Here is a 21,907-nt window from a genome sequence, read left to right as displayed (position 1 = left end):
CTATCTTTGCAGCCGAATTATAAAGATATACAAAGATTTAATGAAGACATTTGAAGAGCTCGGTGTGTCGGCGGAGATACGCCGTGCCATTGAAGAGATGGGATATGCGTGTCCCATGCCGGTACAAGAGGAAGTAATTCCCTACCTTTTAGGAGAAAATAATGATGTAGTAGCCCTCGCACAGACAGGAACAGGAAAGACCGCAGCGTTCGGTCTGCCGCTTATTCAGAAGATTAACGTCAACAATAGAATTCCCCAATCACTTATTCTTTGCCCTACCCGCGAACTCTGTTTGCAGATAGCAGGCGACTTGAACGATTATTCCAAATACATCGATGGCTTGCGGGTGTTGCCCGTATACGGAGGCTCGTCCATCGAAAGCCAGATACGCGCCCTGAAGCGGGGTGTGCATATCATCGTAGCCACTCCGGGACGACTGCTGGACCTGATGGAACGCAAGACCGTTTCCCTCACCACCATCCAGAACGTCGTAATGGACGAAGCAGACGAAATGCTGAACATGGGATTTACGGACAGCATCAACGCTATCCTGGCCGATGTCCCGCAAGAGCGTAATACCTTGCTTTTCTCCGCCACCATGAGCCCGGAGATAGCACGTATCTCCAAGAAATACTTGCGCGACGCCAAGGAAATCACCATCGGACGCAAAAACGAAAGTACCAACAACGTGAAGCACGTTGCCTTCACCGTTCATGCCAAAGACAAATATGCCGCCCTGAAGCGCATCGTGGACTATTATCCGCAGATATACGGCATCATCTTCTGCCGCACCCGAAAGGAGACGCAGGAAATTGCCGACAAACTGATGCAGGAAGGTTACAATGCCGACTCCCTGCACGGCGAACTGAGCCAGGCGCAACGCGACGCCGTGATGCAGAAGTTCCGCATCCGCAACCTGCAACTGCTGGTTGCCACGGACGTGGCCGCTCGCGGACTGGACGTGGACGACCTGACGCACGTCATCAACTACGGCCTGCCCGATGATACCGAAAGTTATACCCACCGCAGCGGACGTACGGGACGTGCCGGAAAGACAGGAACTTCCATCGCCATCATCAACCTGCGCGAGAAGGGCAAAATGCGCGAGATAGAGCGCATGATAGGCAAGAAGTTCATCGCAGGAGAAATGCCTACCGGCAAGCAGATCTGTGAGAAGCAGTTGCTCAAGGTAATAGACGAACTGGAAAAGGTAAAGGTTAACGAGGACGAGATAGCGGACTTCATGCCGGACATTTACCGCAAATTGGACTGGCTGAGCAAGGAGGACTTGATCAAGCGCATGGTTTCTCATGAATTCAACCGTTTCCTTGAATACTACCGCGACCGCGAAGAGATAGAGATTGCCACCACTGCCGACCGCAGCGAACGCACCGGACGTACCGGAGAACGTGGCGGACGCAGCGAGGGCAGCCGCAAGGCAGCACCGGGTTACACCCGTCTGTTCATCAACCTGGGCAAGATGGACAACTTCTTCCCCAGCGAATTAATCGGTCTCCTGAACAGCAATACCCGCGGACGCGTAGAGCTGGGACGTATCGACCTGATGCCGAAGTTCTCTTTCTTTGAAGTAGAAGAAAAGGAAGCCGGCAACGTAGTGAAAGCACTGAACCGTGCCAACTGGAACGGACGCAAGGTATCTGTAGAAATAGCCGGAGAGGAAGGCAAAGATGCCCCGAAAAGCAGACGCAAGACCGAAGGCGGTGGCTACGGCAGAAAAGATTCCGACGGAAAGAAGGACTATGACGGCAAGAAGCGCAGCTACAAGGACGATAAACGGAGCGATGCCACCGGCCGTCGCAACGACAAGCCTGATAGCACAGCCGGTGACAACAAGAAAAAGAGCAAACCCAGTCGCGAAGAGCGTGGCTACACCAAAGCCCGCGGTAAGAAAGACGACTGGAAACAATTCTTCCAAGGTGAGAAGAACGACTTCCGCGATGCCGAACCGGACTTCAGCGAAGAGGGTTGGGCAAGACGGACGAAGAAGAAGTAACAGGCAGCAATGAACAAGATCAACGGCTTTCTATACGGATTACTCTCTTCCGCGAGCTTCGGGCTCATCCCGTTGTTCACGATTCCTGCCATGCATCAGGGGATGGACTTCTGGTCCATCCTGCTTTATCGCTTCTTGTTTGCCATGCTGGCACTAGCAGGCATACTGCTGCTGGACAAACAGTCTTTCCGCATCCGAAGGAAAGAGATATTACCACTTTTATTATTGGCATCGCTTTACGATACTTCCGCCGTATTCCTCTTCTGGGGATATAAGTTCATGGCAAGCGGAGTGGCCACTACCATACACTTCATGTATCCGGTACTTACCACTCTCATCATGATGATTTTCTTCCGCGAAAAGAAATCCTTTTGGCGTATGGGAGCCATTGTGCTAGCAGTAAGCGGAGTATTCTTCCTCTCTCAGGGAGATACAACGGGAACGATAACATGGTTCGGAATATTCATTGTTCTGCTGTCTGCACTGGGATATGCCCTTTACCTGGTTACCGTCAGCCAACTGAAAAAGCTGGAAATGAAAGGGCTTAAAATGACGTTCTACGTCTTCTTGTTTGGTGGCATGCTCCTCTTTATTGGAATACAAGCATCGGGCATCGGGCTGCAAGCCATCCCCGACCGCGTAACATTGGGAAACCTGGTGATGCTTGCTTTAGTGCCTACTGTTATTTCTAATCTTGCCCTGGTACGTGCCATCAAAAACATAGGCTCCACACTCACCTCTGTACTGGGAGCAATGGAGCCCGTTACGGCTGTCGGTGTCGGCATCCTGGTATTCGGAGAGCCTTTCACAAACAGTATTGCCATAGGCATTCTGCTGATTATCTCGGCTGTGACCGTTATTATATTAAAAAGATAATCAAGTATTCTCCTCTCATAAACAGCAAAGCGAAACTATTTATCACCAAACGGACTACTCCTTTTACTTTTTTTTATATTTTTGTCCTTCATATCATGGAATCAAATACATTATGAAGAGACACCTTTTTTATATCATACTATTCCTACAACTCGGTATTGTCAACGAAGGCTATTCACAGGGACTACAATTCTATGGTAATGAGAGACGAATCTCTGAACGTTCTTCCTTCCGCGTATTTTCTAAAGAGTACATTCCTGCTCCAACCGGTAAGTTCAGTGTTTCCTTTGAATACGCTATACATAATATAGAAAGTCCCGGATATATTCTCTACCTGAAAAATGCCGATGGAGAAGGAGCTTTCAACCTGACATACGTGTATGACGAAGAAACTAAAGGAAGTTTCATGTTTGCTCAAGACGGTAAGCAAATCTATTATACTGTACGATATGCCGACAGCAAACTACAGGGAAAGTGGATGCCAATCTCAATCGACATGGACATTACGAACAATCAAGCTAAAATCAACATAGGAGGCAATAAGACAATTCTTAAAGACATCGGTCTGAAGGGAAAGACTTTCACCCCACAGCCTTTTTTCGGCATGTGTAACCATATTCTGGAAACAGCTTCTTTTTCCATACGGAACCTCACCATAAGTAACGGTAAAGAGACTTGGCAGTTTCCCTTGAATGAAAGCCAGGGAGAAAAGGTGCATGACAGTAAAGGAAAAGTTATCGGTCACATTACAAATCCTATTTGGCTCATCAACCATTCCTATTATTGGAAACCTGTCTTCCAGTCTTACTCTCCCACTCCATCGGGCTTTGTATTTGCACCCAAAAAACAGAAATTTTATATCTACAACCAAGATTCGATTACCACCTACGACATTTACAAACAAAGTTCAGAACAATTCCCCTACACACCGGAAAGCGGCAGCCTGCCGATTCGTCTGGGGATGAACTTTATAAATGAGACTCAAGAAACAATTTACGCCTATGAGCTGAATTCGAAAGAAACGTATATTGCAGAAATGAATCTGGAGAGCGGTAATTGGAAGACGATTGATAGAGATGCCATTTCTCTACAACTGCATCATCATTGCGGACTATATCGCCCTGAAAAGCACCAATTACTCTTTTTCGGAGGATATGGAAACCGAAAGTATTACAATACCTTTATAACTTATGACCTTCTGCAAAGCCGATGGGACACTCTTGCTTTCTCCGGTGATCCTATCCCTCCCCGATTCTTTGCCGGCATAGCAATGACTGCTGATGGAAAACATGCTTATATCTACGGCGGAAAAGGGAATGAAGCCGGTGACCAGAATGTAGGCATCCAGTACTACTATGATTGTTACAAGCTGGATTTCGAGAACAAGAAAATCAAGAAACTATGGGAACACAAAGCTCCGAAGAGCCAACGCATTCCCACCAGAGACATGATACTTTCCGATGACGAGAACTATATATACCTCTTAGCTTATCCTGAGTACAAGCCTCAAACCTATCTGCAACTATACCGTCTATCCATATCCGACGGAAAGTATGAAGCTTTAGGAGATAGCATTCCGCTTACTTCGGAAGAGATAGCAACCAATGCCAATTTATATTATAATCCCAATCTGGATGAATTCTACTGCGTCACCCAAGAGTTCGAGAAATACGGACAGTCTTCCACACGCATATATTCACTATCCAATCCTCCGGTATCACTGGCAGCCATGAAGTTCTATGATGAACAAACCAACAACTCAAATAAACCGGTTACATGGTTTTATCTCCTTATTCCATTGTTCATCATTGCATCTGCAAGCGTAATCATAATTATAAAACGAAAACGCTCTATCGACCACAGCAAAGAGTATTCCATTACATCACAGGATAATCCTTATGCCAATACAGAACCGACAGGAGCAAAGCTCTCTTCTCTTACTCAGATAGTTGATGAAGAAGCAGATGAACCGCTTCTATCAGCTTCAATGGCTTTACGTAAAAACAGTATTTCCCTCTTCGGCACCTTCACAGTTATAGATAAGAATGGACGGGACATAACCTATATGTTCAGTCCTAAAATAAGGCACTTGTTTCTATACATTCTTATCAACAGCATTACCAAAGATGGTGTATTGTCTTCGGACCTAAACAATTTGTTTTGGCCGGACAAACCGGATGACAAGATAAAGAACCTGAAAAATGTGACTATAAATCATCTCCGCAGAACATTGCAAGAGTTGGAAGGTATAGAGCTAACCCATCAGAAAGGGTATTTCAAACTGGCATTTACAGAAGAATGCTATTGTGATTATCAGCGCTTCTTCTTCCTGACAGGCGGAATAAAACAAGCTCCTTCAACAGAAGATGAGTCAGCAGAACTGCACACCATTCTCTCACACGGCAAATTCCTTAACACCATTGAAACGAGTCTGTTTGACTACTCCAAGCAGCAAGCGGAGGCATTCACCATTTCTGTTCTTTCCGAACAAGTTCATACATACTACAAGAATGGGCGGAATTCTGTTACAATACGCATTTGCAACATCTTGTTTGATATAGACCCTTTATCTGATCAAGCCATGACCTATGCCGTATGTACTTATCGCCGCCAAAGCAGATCAGACAAAGCGATGCAACTTTATAATGCTTTCACTAAAGATTATCGTAAAGTAATGGGTGAAGACTATCCCATAGCCTTTGACGAAGTCGACATCAATAATATACGATTATAATATATTCCAAAAAATAAGGTGGATATAACAGATACTTCCGGGTAATCCCCTCGTATCCATATATCCACCTCATCTACGGCTGAAAACAATCTAATTAACGTGGCATAAATATACTAAAACAAATTAAACTCACTCACTGTTACATGAGGGCCACCATTTACCGCTGTTATAGTCAGTTTAACAAATCGGCTTGTAACTGCCTGCGGCAAAAAAGATCTATATTCACCTGCTGCCGGAATATCCTTAAACTCTCCGGCATTTATCCAAGTGCTTCCATCTTCGCTTACTTCAAACACTACAACTTTGGGACCATCATTTCCTTCCTTACGCGCTTGAATAGCAAAACCTTGAATATAAACAGACTGTCCCAGATCAAAAGAAATCCAATGAGGAGGTTGTGGATGGCTCTGTGCCCAATCCGTACTCCAGAAAGTGCCTATATTTCCATCTATACATGCTTCTTTCAGCCCGCTATTTCCCCAGTCTCCTTCTTTAGGTTCTTCGGACGAGGCCTCCAGTACAGTCCATCCTCTACGGTCGAGCAACTCCATATTGCTGGCATCCATAGCGCCACGATAAAGGAAATATACAGTTTGGCAACAATGGTCTGTAACTATGCCTTCTGCCGAAACAATGCTTACCGGTAACAGGTATTCAATAAATGGTTCAACATTTCCTTTTGCATTAACGGTAATTGTCACAGGCTCGGATTCCACTGTCCCCGCCTTAATAACAGCAGTAGAACTGACTGTATATGAGCCGACCGGCAATACAGGATAATCAGTACCTTTAGCAGCATTATATTCTGCTACTTTATCCGGATCGGCCTCCACATGCACAATCGCATCAGCATTCAATCCCGAGGGATTCAAATCAGGATATTTTTCAGGAGTAACTTTTATCGTAAAGGTTTCGACATGAGGCTCATCTTCAATATAAAAATTAACCTTTACTAATGTTCCCGCATTAGGGATATAGATAGTATTATCACTCTCATCATCACTGCAGGCAGAAAGAGTAACCAATAACCCCAATGACCAACATATTGACTTAAATATATTTCGTTTCATTATTTCTGTTCATTTTTAAAAGTTCATATTATTTTCCCCAACCCGGATTATTAGGCAACAGATTAGGATTCATTGTGGTTTCATCAATCGGCAGCGGATGCAAGTAAAGTTTATCATCCCATACTCTGGACTTCTTATCAGGATAAACAACCAGATATCCTTCCTCATCCAAAGTACGCGGAAAGTCTCCATAAGCTTCTTTCAATTGATTTGAAACTTTCATCCCTAACATTGTTTTCGGATTTTCCAGTAGTTTACCGGCTTTCCAACGCACAATGTCATCCCAACGGAAACCTTCACCCAAAAGTTCTACAGCACGTTCACGACGTATTTCATATAGGAGTGGTGTTAGTTCATATCCATAATTTGGCCAGTTCGGGTCCTCAAAACCTACCTCTATTGTCAAATGGGGCATTTCCACACGATCACGCAACTGATTAATCGTAACATCCAACACATTCTGATCGCATTCTCCCAATTCTGCCTTAGATTCGGCATAGTTTAACAACACTTCTGCATAGCGGAAAATAAAAACATCCAGTGTTGACAGGCCAATATTCCATTGTTCAGGATCCGGTGAATGGTACTTCATTACATGGTATCCTGTTGTACAATATTTAGTATCAAGAGAAGGTACTGCATTGAAAGAAGGAGTACCGTCACCCAACAATTTAAACGGCAAATTAGGATTATCAATACTCTGCGCAAGACGGGGGTCTCGTTTGGCAAGTTCGTCTATAGGCATAGCAGCTTCACTACCATAGTGCGGGCTGACTGCTGTGGGTAAACCGTCCGCACACAAATATTGCTCAAACATGGCACGGCTCATTCCTGTGTATGATTCTTCGAGCTGGCGGGTATTATTATGCATCAGTAACTTAGCTTCGTATACACGAGGCATAATACATTCACTGTTACTTGAAAGGTCTTCCTGAATAAACAGATTATAATAATCCGTTTTAGGCTTTTCATTGCTCCAAATCGCATATCTGCCACTATCAATAATTTGCCAGGCAGCATCGGAAGCTTCACGGAGCAGATGCTCATAGTCTCCCAATCCATGGTATTTACGATAAGTGGCCTCATACAAACAAGCCCTCGACTTAAATGCCAAAGCAGCAGCTTTATGCATACGACCTGTAGAGACAGAGTTAGCATCCGGTAGATGTTCTATAGCGAAATCAAGGTCTTCCAGAATATGTACAAACACATCCTTCCGGCTGTCACGCCCCTTGTAGAGTTCTTCCGAATCAACGTTCAATTCTGTTTCATACCAAGGTACATCACCAAAACGTCTTATTTTATAGAAATACTCCCAAGCACGGAAGAAACGTACTACAGCTACCTGACGATTAATATTCTCTTCATTTCCAGATACGCGTGTATAGCGAGCCATAAAGTAGTTGGCAGAACGAATATTACCCCAGTCACCGCTACTCCAACCACCTCCTGAAGTAGGAATCGTTTCTTGATTGAATAACCAGGTATTTGGTTTCTCATTCACGTAACAATCTGATTGATCATCAGCACCCGGCCCCTGTGCTCCCGGTAAGATTCCATAGAAGCCATTGGCAAAGAGTTCCAAGTCTTGTTCACTTTTCCAAAAGTTCTCATCAGAAACGGAATCTTCCGGATATAGGTCCAGCATATCTGCGCACGAAGTAAATAGCGGCACAATAAATAAAGCTGCAATTATAGATAGATTTTTTGTTTTCATGAATTATCAGATTTTTAGAGTGTTATATTTAAACCGAATGAAATAGATTTCTGTAATGGATATGCACCAATATTAACAGTCTCCGGATCGTAGATATCAAAAAGATGGTCGAACGTCAGCAGATTCTGTCCGCTCATATACAGACGTATGTTGTCTATTTTCCATCTTTCCAGCAATGCCTTCGGCAATGTATATCCTATAGTAAGGTTTTTCAAACGAAGATAGGAGGCATCTTGCAGATACCGAGTCTGAGTTACACGATTTCCTGTTACGTTATCGTAAGTGGAACGTGGGAAATAAGCATTACGATTGTCTTCCGTCCAACTATCCAACGCGTGAGGGAATGGAACATGCCATTCATTGCCAAAGCCCCAAAACTGATTGCCACTTAATTCAACATCCTTTTTACCCACACCTTGGAAGAAAATACTTAAATCAAAACCTTTCCACTGTGCATCAGCTTTAATGCCATAAGAATAACGTGGTTCACTGTTACCAATGACTTTACGGTCACCCGGATCATCAGCTGTATTCTTGCCATATGAGATCTTGTCATCGCCATCCAGATTCTTGTACTTCACATCTCCCGGATACCAATTGCCACCATAAATTTCTGACTGGTCAACATGGTTCTTTATCTCTTCTTCACTTTGGAATAAGCCTTCTGTTACAAATCCCCAAATTTCTCCCCATTGCTTACCTGTATAGTTTTGAGCCTTATCACCACTAAATAGTAATTTCTCAGGATTGTTAAATCGCGTGATTTTCGCTTTATAATCAGACAATACAAAACTAACGTCATAAGAGAATCCGCTTTCAAGACAGTCTCTCCAACCGATATTCAATTCCCAACCGGTAGTTTTAAGGTCGGCTGTATTGGCCTGTGGAGCTCCCGTACCCAATACTGCAGGTAGCGGAGTACCATTCGTTACCATATCATACGTCATACGCTGATACCAATCAAATGTACCATATAGACGATTATCCAGTAATACCCAATCTATTCCGAAGTCCATTTGCCGAACAGTTTCCCAAGTAAGAATCGGACTGACAATACCGCCGGGAGTTACGCTTGCTATTTTCTTGCCATCTACCAAATAGCCCATTTCACCATTGGCTCCCATCGTTGATATATAAGGATAATCACCACCTACTGTCTGGTTACCTAACGAACCATAAGAGGCACGGAGTTTTAGTTCATCCACATATTTCTTGACACCTTCAAAGAATGCTTCATTTGAAATACGCCATGCAGCAGAGAAAGAGGGAAAAAATGCAAAACGGTTGTCCTTAGGGAACTTGGAAGAACCATCATAGCGTCCATTCAATTCCAACAAATAACGTTCATCATAATTATAGTTGATGCGGGCAAAATAGCCCATAGTGGCCCAAGCATGTTCACCACTACCATTATATTTCTCTCCATACGCCATTCCTAATGAGGCAATATCCTGACTAATCAGATTCTGTCGCTCGGCATCAAACCAACGATAATCTTTACGCTCATAATTGTAACCGACCAGAAGTTTCACATTGTGTTTGCCAAAACCATGTTCATAGTTACTATATAAATTAAATACTTGATAGTAGTTATCGTCTGCCGTATATTTCACTGTACTGGGAGTGATATGCGGGAAAATAGTGGTTACGTCAGGATTTGCATAATGCTCAATAATCTCTTTTCCATGATATTTCTTGTTCAACATATACATATTGAAGGTATAGTCCATATTGATGCTCCACCCTTTCAAAGGATTGATTTTCATTGTTCCAGTCAGCCATAAATCATTTTCTTTATGTACACGGCTACCCGAGATAGCCTGAGTAGCGACCATGTTGGTCCAGCTACCTTGCCCGGAGTAATTACCATCCGGATGATAGACAGGCATGAAGGGGCGCAGGTCGGCACCATAGAAAGCCGCTTCCATATCGTTACTGTTATGACCGTAAGGAGTGTCATGCTTCGTATGATTATAGTTTATCTTCATACCAATCTGTAGCCACTTCCGTATTTCTGAATTAACATTCAGAGCCACATTAAAACGACGGTATTCATCATCGTAATGCTTCAGTTGCCCTTCCTGGTCCATAAAACCTACCGAACCATAATAGTTCGTCTTTCCCGCACCACCATTAATGGACAATGTGTGCTGTTGTAATAAAGTCGTAGTCTTTCGGGTTTCTTCAATCCAGTCCGTATTACCGCAATACAAATATTTATCAGGATTAGACGGATCAATAAACACCGGTAAATTGTGTTTCGGGTCAGTATAATAAGCATAAATATGATCCATATAGTTTTGATCATAATAATCACCGCCACCCGAATTACGGTTAGTCAGATTATGAAAATTAGCAAAAGTCCATGAATCCATGTATTCTGGAATTTTTGTAGGGCTATTTAATGACCAATTGCTTGAGAATGAAACCTTGGCTTCCTGCTTTTTCCCTTTCTTCGTTGTGATAAGTACTACACCATAAGCAGCTTGTGTTCCGTAAATAGATGCAGAAGCAGCATCTTTCAAAACTGATACGCTCTCTACATCGGCAGGATTTATCAGGTTGGGGTCCATCTGTACACCGTCTACCAACACTAACGGTCCGGCAGAATTAATGGAAGTAGTACCACGCACATTAAAACCATATCCTTTTCCCGGTGAACCATTGCTGGCTGTAATATTCAGATTGCCAATCATACCTTGCAGCCCCTGGCTCAAATTTGTTATCGGACGACTATCCAATACTTCAGACGAAACACTGGCTACAGCGCCAGTCAAATTAACTTTTTTCTGTGTACCATAGCCGACAACAACTACTTCATCTAAAGCTTTGCTATCCTCTTCCAAAGTGACAGTCAGGTTATTCTGATCAGCAATGGACACTACCTTACTAATATAACCGATGAACGAGATTTCCAATTTTGCTCCTTTTGCTACTTCAATCGTAAAGTTACCATCGAAGTCGGTAATAGCTCCCTGGTCTTTTCCTATAATCCGTACGGTAGCTCCCGGCAAACCTTCACCAGTTTTATCAATGACTTTACCTTTTATAAGAATGCTCTGTTGTGCGATGTTTACCGTTTCGAGTGATGATACGGTAACACTCTGCGAAGCAAGGCATGGCTGAAAACCCACACCCGTGAGAAGGACTATCAGCCCTGAAGCCCTAACGGCTTTTTCTACAACTCCAAGTCTTTTCATACTGTGTTTTTTAATTTAGTATTATTAATATATATGTGGGACTCTGTATTTCCCACTAAGGTTCCAAAACGTAGGCAAAACTACTAAGCACATCTTAAATAGGCGATTAAACAACGATTAATGCCACCGTTAACCTCTCCGTTTTTTTATTAACCTTCATAAAGTCCCAAAAGGAATAATATTGATTACGTCAAATGACAAATGCAAAATAGGCTAAAGAAACAGAAAGAATCTGCGGTTAACAAAGAAATTCGACTATTAATATTCGCCCTAATCTATATTTAACCCAATTACTAACCTACTTTTCTTAATTTTGCCTACGGTTCTAAAACACACATAATCAATTCTTATATTTATTAATCCAATTAGATCATGAAACTAAAAAAATTATTCCTTACCGCCGGACTAACCGCAGCAGCCTGTACATCGATCACAGCCCAGAAAGCCCCCGAACCTTGCGGTTTGCTCCCCAGTGAACGACAGATAGAATGGTATAACCGTGAAATGATAGCGTTCTTCCACTTTGGCCTCAACACCTTTGAAGATTTTGTCAACGAAGGCGATGGAAAAGCATCTACCGCTCTCTTCAATCCTACCGCCCTCGACTGCACTCAATGGATGCAAGTTTTGAAATCAGCAGGCATCCCCGCTGCTATCCTCACTGCCAAGCATGCCGACGGCTTCTGCCTATGGCCTAGTCAATATACAGATTACTGCGTGAAAAACGCTACTTGGAAAAACGGGAAAGGTGATGTTGTACGCGAATTCACTGATGCTTGTGAAGAATATGGCATCAAAGCCGGCATCTACCTCGGCCCCCATGACCGCCACGAGCATCTGCGTCCAGACTACACCACTGAGAAATACAAGCACTACTATGCCGCCCAACTGGAAGAGCTAATGGGAGGCTATGGAAAGATTTGGGAAACCTGGTGGGATGGTGCCGGAGCTGACGAACTCACTACCCCCATCTATACCCATTGGTACAAAATTGTTCGTGAGAAACAACCCGACTGCGTCATCTTCGGTACAAAGAATTCCTATCCTTTCGGCGATGTCCGCTGGATGGGCAATGAGGCAGGGCAAGCAGGTGATCCTTGCTGGGCTACCACCGACTCCATTGCCATCCGCGATGAAGCTGCCTACTATGAAGGACTGAACAACGGTATTTTCGAAGGAAATGCCTACATTCCCGCTGAAACAGACGTCTCCATCCGCCCCAGCTGGTTCTATCACGAAGAAGAAGATATCCGCGTAAAAACCGTTAAAGAGCTTTGGGACATCTACTGCACCTCCGTAGGTCACAACAGCGTACTGCTACTCAACCTCCCACCCGACCGCCGCGGTTTGTTACATTCAAAAGACTCCCTGCATGTAGCCCAACTGAACCAAGGTATCCGCGAAACCTTCAGTAAGAACCTTCTCGCAGACAGTCGTGTGAGTGCTAGCAACAATCGGGGCGGTAAATTCGATGCCCGCTATCTTATAGATAACGATAAAAAAACCTACTATGCCGGACAAGACGGACGTGTGAAAAGCGACATTACCTTCACTCTGCCTCGCCCTGCCACCTTCGACTGCCTGATGGCAGAAGAAGTTATCGAACTGGGACAACGCACTTCACGTTGGAGTGTGGAATACTCCAACAATGGCAAAGACTGGAAAAGCATCCCCGAAGCTACCGATAAACAATGTATCGGATATAAATGGATTGTACGGTTTACCCCGGTGACAGCCCAGTATGTACGCCTCCGAATCGAAGATGGTCGCGCCTGCCCCGCTATCCACACATTCGGAGTATATCGCCAAGCAGAAATTTTCAACTAAAACAACAGCTATGCAAACTATAAAGAAACTCCTCTTCGGTCTCGCTGTTTTCTGTACGCTCAGCATTACAGCACAGACCATAGACCCGAGTCAGGTTTACGAAATCCATACACTGAACGGTTTGGCAATAGACAATCAGGAAAGCGTAGATACCGGCTCCAAGATATTCATTTCCAAACGCATACCAGGTAAGGAATCGCAGGTATGGCAATTCCTGCCGGTAGAAAAAGACATCTATTGTATTGTCAGCCCCCTCTCCCAGCAAGCCATCGACAACGGTGGCAGTGGGGCCATAGAACGTAGCGTCTTGCAATGGAGCAGCGACTCGAACAACTCCAACCAGCGTTGGAGAGTGGAAAAACAAGCTAATGGACACTATACCTTCACCAGCTTGGCAAGTGGTTACAACCTCGGCTTCCCCGATGCCGGACTGGTGGGTGAACCCATCTTCCAACTAAAACCTGACGTCAGTCAGATCAACCAACAATGGGTACTTGTGAAATCCTCCGTCAAAGTGAAAGCAGATCCTCTGAAAACCAGCAGCAAAAATGATTGGGAGAACCAGCATGTCATCGGCATCAACAAAGAAGACGGGCACTCAACATTTATCCCCTACGCTAGTATGGAGGAAATGAAAGCGGATCCTGCCTACCAATACCCGTGGAAACGAACCCACTCCAGCCGCTACCTCTTGCTAAACGGTAATTGGAAATTCAACTGGGCAAAGCAACCCGAAGATCGGCCGAAAGACTTCTATAAAACAAATTATGATACGTCAACTTGGTCCGTAATCCCTGTCCCTTCCAATTGGGAAATGCACGGCTACGGCACACCCATTTACACCAACATCACCTACCCCTTCCGTAATAACCCGCCTTTCATTCAGGGTCAGCGTGGCTATACTGTAGAGAAAGATGAGCCCAATGCTGTAGGTTCCTACCGCCACGAGTTCATCCTGCCTGCCAACTGGACTGATAAAGAAGTCTTCATTCATTTCGACGGCGTCTACAGCGCCATGTATCTGTGGGTCAACGGAAAGAAAGTGGGTTACAGCCAAGGTGCCAACAACGATGCTCGATTCAACATTACCCGCTACGTATGCCCGGGTAAAAACCTTCTCGCTGTGGAAGTCTATCGATGGTCGGATGGAAGTTATTTAGAAGACCAGGACATGTTCCGTCTGAGCGGTATTCACCGTGATGTTTATCTTGTGGCAACACCAAAAGTACAACTCCGTGACCTGCATCTGACTTCTGTCCTCAGCCCCCGCTATGATAAAGCCGAACTGAACGTAAAGAGCCAAATCAAGAACCATGGCAAGACGCTTGCCAACGCCTCTGTCCGCATCTCTCTACTCGATGGAAGCGGAAAACAACTGCGACAATCCACCACCCCTACCGGCACTCTGCCTGCAGGCAAGGAGGTTACCGTGAACAGCCGCGGAACAATCCGCGACCCCAAACTGTGGAGTGCTGAAACACCCTACCTTTACACCGTCAACGTAGAACTCCTTGACGAGCAAGGCCGGGTAACCGAAGCTACCAGCCAACAGTATGGATTCCGTCGCATCGAAATCCGCAACAACAAGGTTTATATCAACGGTATGCTCACCCTTTTCAAAGGTGCCAACCGTCACGATATTCACCCGCAATACGGCAAAGCCATTCCGGTGGAAAGCATGATCGAGGATATCCTCCTCTTCAAGCGCCACAACCTGAATACGATCCGCACCAGCCACTATCCCAACGATCCGAAAATGTATGCCCTCTATGACTACTACGGTCTCTACGTAATGGATGAAGCTGATCAGGAATGTCATGGCAATATGTCGCTCACCGACAACCCTACCTGGGAAACCGCTTTTGTAGATCGTGCCGTCCGTATGGTACAGCGTGACAAAAACCATCCATCCGTCATCTTCTGGTCTTTAGGAAACGAATCGGGGGGCGGCTGTAACATCACAGCCGAATATAACGCCGTCCAAGCCATTGACGACCGTCCCATCCACTACGAGGGGATGAACGATCAAGCAGACATTGACTCACGCATGTATCCCTCTATCGAAAGTATGATAGAACAGGATCGCCTACCGAGAAACAAACCGTACTTCCTATGCGAATACGCCCACGCCATGGGTAATGCTGTCGGTAATCTCGAGGAGTATTGGGATTACATTGAATACCACTCCAACCGCATGATAGGCGGCTGCATTTGGGATTGGGCAGACCAGGCACTCAATAAGCCCGGCGAAGCAAAGAACCGCCTCTTCTTCGGTGGCAGCTTCGGCGATACACCCAACGACAACGACTTCTGTTGTAACGGTCTCGTCACCGCCGACCGCCGCGTCACTCCAAAATTGCTGGAAGTAAAAAAGGTGTATCAATACATCTCCTTCAAGATGAACGACAAAAACAGTGTGGAGTTACACAATCGCTACACTTCCCACAACCTGACACACTTTAACCTGCATTACACACTCGAGAAAGACGGAAAGATAATTAAAGAAGAAGAATTCGGGCTGCCCGATGCCAAACCTACCGAGCGCCGTACCATTTATGTCCCGCTGGAACGTCACCTCACCGACCCCGATGCCGAATACTTTGTAAATTTCGAAGTAAAATTGAAACACGATTGTGTATGGGCACCCGCAGGCCATGTGGTAGCCACCGAGCAATTCGCCCTGAACAAGAAGGAGAACTGCCCCACCGAGATCACTCCCGATACCCCGGGCAAAGAAGAGCTGAAAGCCTATGAAGAAGAACGCCGCTATCTCCGCCTCAAGAACAAGGTTTGTGAGGTTTCCTTCGACATGACTACAGGAAAACTCATCGGCCTACGCTACGACGGTGAACAGGAAATATTGCATCGCCAGCAAGGTCCCGAGTTGAATTGGTATCGTGCCATTAATAACGATTTCCGCAATTGGACCAATACCATTATCAACCTTCAAGATTTCAGTTGGGAACTTTCTGCTGACAAGAGCTCTGCCCGCGTGGTTGCCGAACTGGAAGCCATTGTAGGAAAAATAAGCGTTCCACACACCGTCACATACATCGTTCATGGTAACGGCGCCATCGATGTAGACGCCAGCTTCAAGACCGGAGCCGACTTCAATCTGCCCCGTCTGGCTCTGCAGACCAGCCTCAACCCTGTCCTGAAGAATCTGACATGGTTCGGACGCGGACCGATAGAGAACTATCAGGATCGCAAGAATGCGGCCTACGTAGGTCTTTATTCCTCTATGGTAGAGGATATGGGCGAACATTATGCCCGCGCCCAAACTATGGGAGGGCGATGCGACACCCGCTGGTTGACTCTGACGGACAACAACGGCCAAGGCATTAAAATCACTGCTTATGGCACATTTGACTTCTCGGCCTTGCACTACACCGATCGCGAATTATGGCAAGTGAAGTATGGGCACGACCTCGAAAACATCCGCCGCAATGAAATAGTGCTGAACCTGGATTGCATACAACGTGGTATTGGAAACGCCAGTTGCGGCCCCGGCCCACGCCCGAAGTACGAAATAAAGAAGGATAGCACATATCAATATGCTTTCCGTATAGAGGCCGTAAGGTAGACAAACGGTACAAATATTAAATCATAAAAGAAGCGGAAACCAATCGAATGGTCTCCGCTTCTTTCATTATAGTTCCACTGAATCTTATTTGCTATAAGAATATGGAAAATCTTCCGGGTTTATACCTCTTTTCATATTAGGGACACTATCCATTACCAAACGGAACTGCCCTCCCTTCAACAGTTCTTCATGTTTCAAATAATTGCGAGTGAAATCCTGCCCATTCAATTCTGCCGAACGAATATAACATGCTTCGTCCGAAACACCTTCCGCATCAATTACAAACGTATTGCCACCGGGCAGTGAAAGAGTAGCTTTCGGAAACAGCGGACTGCCCAAGACATACTCGGAAGCCCCCGGACAAACCGGATAGAAGCCAAGTGCCGTAAATACATACCATGCCGAGGTCTGTCCATTGTCTTCGTCACCACAATAGCCGGCAGGACCGGAATTATAGAGTTTATTCAACACATTACGGGCATGGTATTGTGCCTTCCAAGGCTGACCGGCATAGTTGTATAAATAGATAGCATGCTGTACGGGCTGATTGCCGTGAGCATACTGTCCCATATTCAGAGCCACCATTTCGGCTATTTCATGGATAACGAAGCCATACGTACCGTAATTGAAAGTATTGGGAGCCGTAAACATAGAGTCGAGACGTGCCGCCATCTGTGTATGACCGCCCAGCAATGAAGATAGTCCTTCAGGATCATGAAACACGCTCCACGTCCAGTGCCAGGAACATCCTTCCGTGAAAGGGCCGCCCCATTCCGTTGCATCAAAGTTTTCACGCCACCTGCCGGAAGCATCTTTCGCCCACATAAAGCCTTTTTCAGGATAGAACAGATTGCGATAGTTCTGTGCTTTCCTATAGTAAGCTTCAGCTACCTCCTTATGGCCTGTCTCTTCGGCAAAACGTGCCAAGCACCAGTCGGCATAAGCATATTCCAACGTCTTGGCAGTAGCTTCGTGCACTTCAGGATAGGGCACATAACCCAAACTGTCATATTCTGCATAGCCGTCGCGTCCCACTGAAGAAATATCCGCATCACGCGCCTGCGTCTGGTGCAACATCGCAGCCAGTGCTTTTTCTTTATCAAAGGTTCGTATGCCTTTCATCCAGGCATCGGCCAGTATGGAGATAGAATTGTTCCCTATCATACAACCACGATGTCCCGGGCTCGCCCATTCGGGCATAAAACCACTTTCGTCATAAGCATTCACAATGGACTGCATGATGCGTTCGCTCACCTCAGGATACAGCAAGGTAAACAAGGGATGCACAGCACGGAAAGTATCCCAAAATCCATTGTCAGTATACATATATCCTTGGTGTACCTGCCCGTCGTAAGGACTGTAATAGACAGGCTCCCCATTTGCATCGAACTCATAGAACTCGCGTGGAAAAAGAAGAGTACGGTACAAGCAAGAATAAAACGTTCTCTGCTGCTCAGCCGTTCCTCCCTCTATTTTGATACGCCCCATATGCTCATTCCAGCTTTTCGCCGCATTTGCCGAAATATCTTGGAGTGAACGTCCGGCAACCTCACGGTCAAAATTCAAACGTGCCTGCTCGTGACAAATAAAAGAAGAAGCCGTACGTATGGTCAATTTCTCGCCGGCCTTCAGATGAAACCTGACGTAAGCACAAGCATTTTCGTCGGTACCGGCTTCGACAACGGGCTTATCGAACTCTACAATGAAATGATTGCCAAAATTATCGGGAACTCCGCCATTATTGTATCGGGTGATTCCATAAATACAGTTCTTTTCTTTGTCCCAAGCAAGATTCCCATCATGCCGATAGGCATCGACTACGACGTATTGTTCTGCTTCCGAAGGATAGGTAACTTCCAATACGGCTCCACGGGAAGTGGCAGATAAAGCTGTAGTAACTCCGTTATCAAACTTCACCCTATAACAATTCGGTGCAGCGACCTCATTCTCATGGCTGAAGCGCATGCCCCGATGCTTGTTATCCATAACCAGCTCTCCGAACAGAGGCATAATGGAGAAAGTCCCATAGTCGTTAATCCACGGGCTGGGTTGGTGTGTTTGCCGAAAGCCTCTTATCAGACTGTCTGTGTACATGTACATCCAACCACTGCCGTTTTCTCCGGTTTGCGGACTCCAGAAATTCATTCCCCAAGGCACGGCTACCGCCGGATAAGTGTTGCCATGAGAGAACTCGTAGGTAGATGATGTTCCCATCAAAGGGTTCACCAAAGCCGTCAAAGACGGCTGTGTCTTTTGCCCACAAGAAGCAAGCAAAAGAGCAAGATAAAAGCAGCAAGTTAACTTTTTCATAAGTATTACTCTGTCATCAGTTTAATTAATAAAATTGTTAATTGGTATTTTTGCTGCTAATGTAGAACTTGCGGATTAAGCAAACGCTTAATTAGGGGTTAAGGCAGGATTAAATAATGAAATAAATAAAGTAATAGGGTAATAAGGCCATATATTATCACCTTATCACCCTATCACTCTATTTATCATTCTCTATTACTTCGTACAGCTCTTCGTGCTGAATGCCACAAGCATCCAAACCATCTTTTCCTGTTCCTTCAGGTAACCGGTCATCAAGTCGGCAGTAACATCGTCTCCGGCTTCGTTGGCCAGTTCAATCACTTTTCTCTCTTCACTGATAAGGTAACCGTAAGTTTCGAGGATATGGTCAACGGCTTCGCTGCCACAAGAAATGTCGGACACTTCTTTAATCTTTGCAACCTTCAGGTATTCACTGAACTTGTTTTCGGGCACGCCACCCAACATCAGGATGCGTTCTGCAATTTCGTCTACTTTCTCGGCGGCATCATCGTACATGCTCTCGAACTTCTCGTGCAATACAAAGAAACCGTGTCCCTTGATGTTCCAGTGGAAACCGCGGAGGTTGGTGTAATGTACTTGGAAATCGGCTAATAATTGATGCAATGCTGCTACTACGCCGTTCACTTTCTCTTCATTCAAATGTAAGTAATCTAAAGTCTTCATAATTCTTTTATTTTAAAGGTTTATACTATTTTCTTTTGTTCTGTGATGCAAAGATAAGGGCCAAAGCAACGCTTGTCAAACAGATAATTTCTATCTTTGCATAGACCATTTCTATATATAACATTCAAACGCCTTATTCATCATGACTTTACAACAATTAGAATACATCCTTGCCGTCAATCAGTTCCGCCATTTTGCCAAAGCAGCCGAATACTGCCGCGTGACACAACCCACACTGAGCGCCATGATTCAGAAGTTGGAAGAAGAGCTGGACACCCGTATCTTCGACCGCAGCCAGCAGCCCGTATGCCCCACTCCCATCGGCATCCACATCATAGAACAAGCGCAGAATGTATTAGTTCAGGCCAATCGTATAAAGAACATTATAGAAGAAGAGAAGCATTCCCTTACCGGGACATTCAACCTGGGCATACTCCCTACCATCGCCCCATACCTCCTTCCCCGCTTCTTCCCGCAGCTGATGAAGAAGTATCCCGGACTGGATATAAGAGTAGTGGAGATGAAGACAAACGACATAAAGAAAGCCCTGCAGACCGGAGAAGTAGATGCCGGCATCGTGGCCAGCCTGGCAGGTATGGAAGAGTTTCAGCAGACGGCTTTGTTCTACGAACAGTTCTTTGCCTACGTGGCACGCGAAGACGCCCTCTCCCAGAATGAAGTCATCCGTACTTCCGACCTTAACGTCAACGGTGAACAGCTTTGGCTGCTCGACGAGGGGCACTGCTTTCGCGACCAACTGGTACGCTTCTGCCAGATGAAGGCTGCCCGCACCAGTCAGCTTGCCTACCATCTTGGCAGCATGGAAACCTTTATGCGCATGGTGGAGAGCGGTAAGGGCGTTACATTTATCCCCGAACTGGCAGTGCTGCAACTGAGCGAGGTTCAGAAAGAACTGATACGCCCCTTTGCCATCCCCTGCCCTACGCGGCAGATTGTGATGCTGACCAACAAGAACTTTATCCGTTACACTTTATTAGAAACATTAACGAAGGAGATACAGAGTGCTGTACCCAAGGAAATGCTGTCTCTACGGGCAACTCAGATAGCCGTATAGATTCTATCTATCGGCCCATAAAACCTTTCAATAGGATTTCTTGTTCTATCGAGAAATATTGCTATATTTTTGCAAACGCGAAGATTGGCGGCACCTCGGCATAATCAAGCGAGCTTGCTTCTGCATTCGGTTTGCACAATCTTTGTAGCAGTAAAACAAAGTACTAAACCTATTAAAAAGTTATGATTATGGAATCAATTATCAATTCTCAACTCCCTGAATTCAAAGTTCAGGCTTTCCACAACGGAAGTTTCAAGACAGTATCAAGCGAAGACGTAAAAGGCAAATGGGCCATTTTCTTCTTCTATCCGGCAGACTTTACCTTCGTATGCCCTACCGAACTGGTGGACATCGCCGAGAAATACGAGCAGTTTCAATCAATGGGCGTAGAAGTGTACTCTGTAAGTACAGACTCACACTTCGTGCACAAAGCATGGCACGATGCTTCCGAAAGCATCCGCAAAATCAAATACCCGATGCTGGCCGACCATACCGGTGCCCTGAGCCGCGCATTCGGAGTAATGATTGAAGAAGAAGGCGTAGCCTACCGCGGCACGTTCCTCGTAAATCCCGAAGGACAAATCAAACTTGCCGAGATACAGGACAACAGCATCGGACGTAATGCCGACGAACTGTTGCGCAAAGTAGAAGCTGCACAGTTCGTAGCTACACACGACGGCGAAGTTTGTCCCGCCAAGTGGAAGAAAGGCAGCGCAACGTTGAAGCCGAGCATCGATCTCGTAGGCAAGATCTAACGAAACGGTACTCTATTTCGTTGCCCACAAGGGGGAGCGGCCGTTTCTGCAAGAGGAGACGG

General features: G+C 45.5%; 12 protein-coding genes. 7 read left to right on the top strand and 5 right to left on the bottom strand.

Going from position 1 to position 21,907, the window contains the following annotated elements; genetic code table 11:
* The first annotated feature begins 40 nt into the window (after positions 1–40).
* From AAE250_RS00805 to AAE250_RS00795, 3 genes are all read left to right on the top strand, one after another.
* Positions 41–2,014: a DEAD/DEAH box helicase gene (locus tag AAE250_RS00805; RefSeq protein ID WP_294595511.1), complete on the top strand. Its 1,974-nt coding sequence runs from the start codon at positions 41–43 to the stop codon at positions 2,012–2,014.
* A gap of 9 nt (positions 2,015–2,023) precedes the next feature.
* On the top strand, positions 2,024–2,890 hold the full coding sequence (locus AAE250_RS00800) for a DMT family transporter (protein WP_294595512.1): 867 nt from the start codon (positions 2,024–2,026) through the stop codon (positions 2,888–2,890).
* A gap of 112 nt (positions 2,891–3,002) precedes the next feature.
* Positions 3,003–5,624 (top strand): Kelch repeat-containing protein, encoded by a 2,622-nt coding sequence (locus AAE250_RS00795; protein WP_294595514.1) that lies wholly within the window; start codon positions 3,003–3,005, stop codon positions 5,622–5,624.
* A 113-nt stretch (positions 5,625–5,737) separates the two neighbouring features.
* Here the strand turns inward: AAE250_RS00795 and AAE250_RS00790 are convergent, their stop codons facing one another.
* The 3 genes from AAE250_RS00790 to AAE250_RS00780 all read right to left on the bottom strand — a co-directional run bounded on the left by AAE250_RS00790 (position 5,738) and on the right by AAE250_RS00780 (position 11,611).
* Positions 5,738–6,694: a BT_3987 domain-containing protein gene (locus tag AAE250_RS00790; protein ID WP_294595515.1), complete on the bottom strand. Its 957-nt coding sequence runs from the start codon at positions 6,692–6,694 to the stop codon at positions 5,738–5,740.
* Positions 6,695–6,722: 28 nt separating this feature from the next.
* Positions 6,723–8,342, bottom strand: coding sequence for a RagB/SusD family nutrient uptake outer membrane protein (locus AAE250_RS00785; RefSeq protein ID WP_342288617.1), 1,620 nt, complete (start codon positions 8,340–8,342; stop codon positions 6,723–6,725).
* 83 nt (positions 8,343–8,425) lie between these two features.
* On the bottom strand, positions 8,426–11,611 hold the full coding sequence (locus AAE250_RS00780; RefSeq protein WP_294595520.1) for a SusC/RagA family TonB-linked outer membrane protein: 3,186 nt from the start codon (positions 11,609–11,611) through the stop codon (positions 8,426–8,428).
* A gap of 372 nt (positions 11,612–11,983) precedes the next feature.
* Here AAE250_RS00780 and AAE250_RS00775 point away from each other — a divergent pair, with 372 nt between their 5' ends.
* The gene (locus tag AAE250_RS00775) at positions 11,984–13,438 is read left to right on the top strand and encodes an alpha-L-fucosidase (RefSeq protein ID WP_294595522.1); all 1,455 of its coding nucleotides are present in this window, start codon (positions 11,984–11,986) and stop codon (positions 13,436–13,438) included.
* A gap of 10 nt (positions 13,439–13,448) precedes the next feature.
* Positions 13,449–17,021 (top strand): glycoside hydrolase family 2 TIM barrel-domain containing protein, encoded by a 3,573-nt coding sequence (locus tag AAE250_RS00770; protein WP_294595524.1) that lies wholly within the window; start codon positions 13,449–13,451, stop codon positions 17,019–17,021.
* 84 nt (positions 17,022–17,105) lie between these two features.
* On the opposite strand, the gene AAE250_RS00765 is transcribed toward AAE250_RS00770, so the two are convergent.
* Positions 17,106–19,331 (bottom strand): GH92 family glycosyl hydrolase, encoded by a 2,226-nt coding sequence (locus tag AAE250_RS00765; protein WP_294595526.1) that lies wholly within the window; start codon positions 19,329–19,331, stop codon positions 17,106–17,108.
* Between the two features lie 195 nt (positions 19,332–19,526).
* On the bottom strand, positions 19,527–20,015 hold the full coding sequence (locus AAE250_RS00760) for a Dps family protein (protein ID WP_294595527.1): 489 nt from the start codon (positions 20,013–20,015) through the stop codon (positions 19,527–19,529).
* A gap of 142 nt (positions 20,016–20,157) precedes the next feature.
* On the opposite strand from AAE250_RS00760, the gene AAE250_RS00755 reads away from it, so the two are divergent.
* Both AAE250_RS00755 and ahpC read left to right on the top strand, forming a co-directional pair.
* Positions 20,158–21,090 (top strand): hydrogen peroxide-inducible genes activator, encoded by a 933-nt coding sequence (locus AAE250_RS00755; protein ID WP_294595528.1) that lies wholly within the window; start codon positions 20,158–20,160, stop codon positions 21,088–21,090.
* Between the two features lie 188 nt (positions 21,091–21,278).
* Entirely contained in the window at positions 21,279–21,845 is a 567-nt protein-coding gene (gene ahpC, locus AAE250_RS00750) for an alkyl hydroperoxide reductase subunit C (protein WP_294595530.1), read from the top strand.
* The last annotated feature ends 62 nt before the right edge of the window (positions 21,846–21,907 follow it).

It is taken from the genome of Bacteroides sp. GD17 (assembly GCF_038448625.1).
Taxonomy (GTDB): domain Bacteria; phylum Bacteroidota; class Bacteroidia; order Bacteroidales; family Bacteroidaceae; genus Bacteroides.
Note: the sequence above shows the minus strand (reverse complement) of the source record. Positions and strands in the feature narration are given on the sequence as shown.

Bases quoted from the DNA above. Each gene is read 5' to 3' on its own strand.
- AAE250_RS00805 (WP_294595511.1), top strand. From the start codon at position 41: ATGAAGACATTTGAAGAGCTCGGTGTGTCGGCGGAGATACGCCGTGCC.
- AAE250_RS00800 (WP_294595512.1), top strand. From the start codon at position 2,024: ATGAACAAGATCAACGGCTTTCTATACGGATTACTCTCTTCCGCGAGC.
- AAE250_RS00795 (WP_294595514.1), top strand. From the start codon at position 3,003: ATGAAGAGACACCTTTTTTATATCATACTATTCCTACAACTCGGTATT.
- AAE250_RS00790 (WP_294595515.1), bottom strand. From the start codon at position 6,694: ATGAAACGAAATATATTTAAGTCAATATGTTGGTCATTGGGGTTATTG.
- AAE250_RS00785 (WP_342288617.1), bottom strand. From the start codon at position 8,342: ATGCTGGACCTATATCCGGAAGATTCCGTTTCTGATGAGAACTTTTGG.
- AAE250_RS00780 (WP_294595520.1), bottom strand. From the start codon at position 11,611: ATGAAAAGACTTGGAGTTGTAGAAAAAGCCGTTAGGGCTTCAGGGCTG.
- AAE250_RS00775 (WP_294595522.1), top strand. From the start codon at position 11,984: ATGAAACTAAAAAAATTATTCCTTACCGCCGGACTAACCGCAGCAGCC.
- AAE250_RS00770 (WP_294595524.1), top strand. From the start codon at position 13,449: ATGCAAACTATAAAGAAACTCCTCTTCGGTCTCGCTGTTTTCTGTACG.
- AAE250_RS00765 (WP_294595526.1), bottom strand. From the start codon at position 19,331: ATGAAAAAGTTAACTTGCTGCTTTTATCTTGCTCTTTTGCTTGCTTCT.
- AAE250_RS00760 (WP_294595527.1), bottom strand. From the start codon at position 20,015: ATGAAGACTTTAGATTACTTACATTTGAATGAAGAGAAAGTGAACGGC.
- AAE250_RS00755 (WP_294595528.1), top strand. From the start codon at position 20,158: ATGACTTTACAACAATTAGAATACATCCTTGCCGTCAATCAGTTCCGC.
- ahpC (WP_294595530.1), top strand. From the start codon at position 21,279: ATGGAATCAATTATCAATTCTCAACTCCCTGAATTCAAAGTTCAGGCT.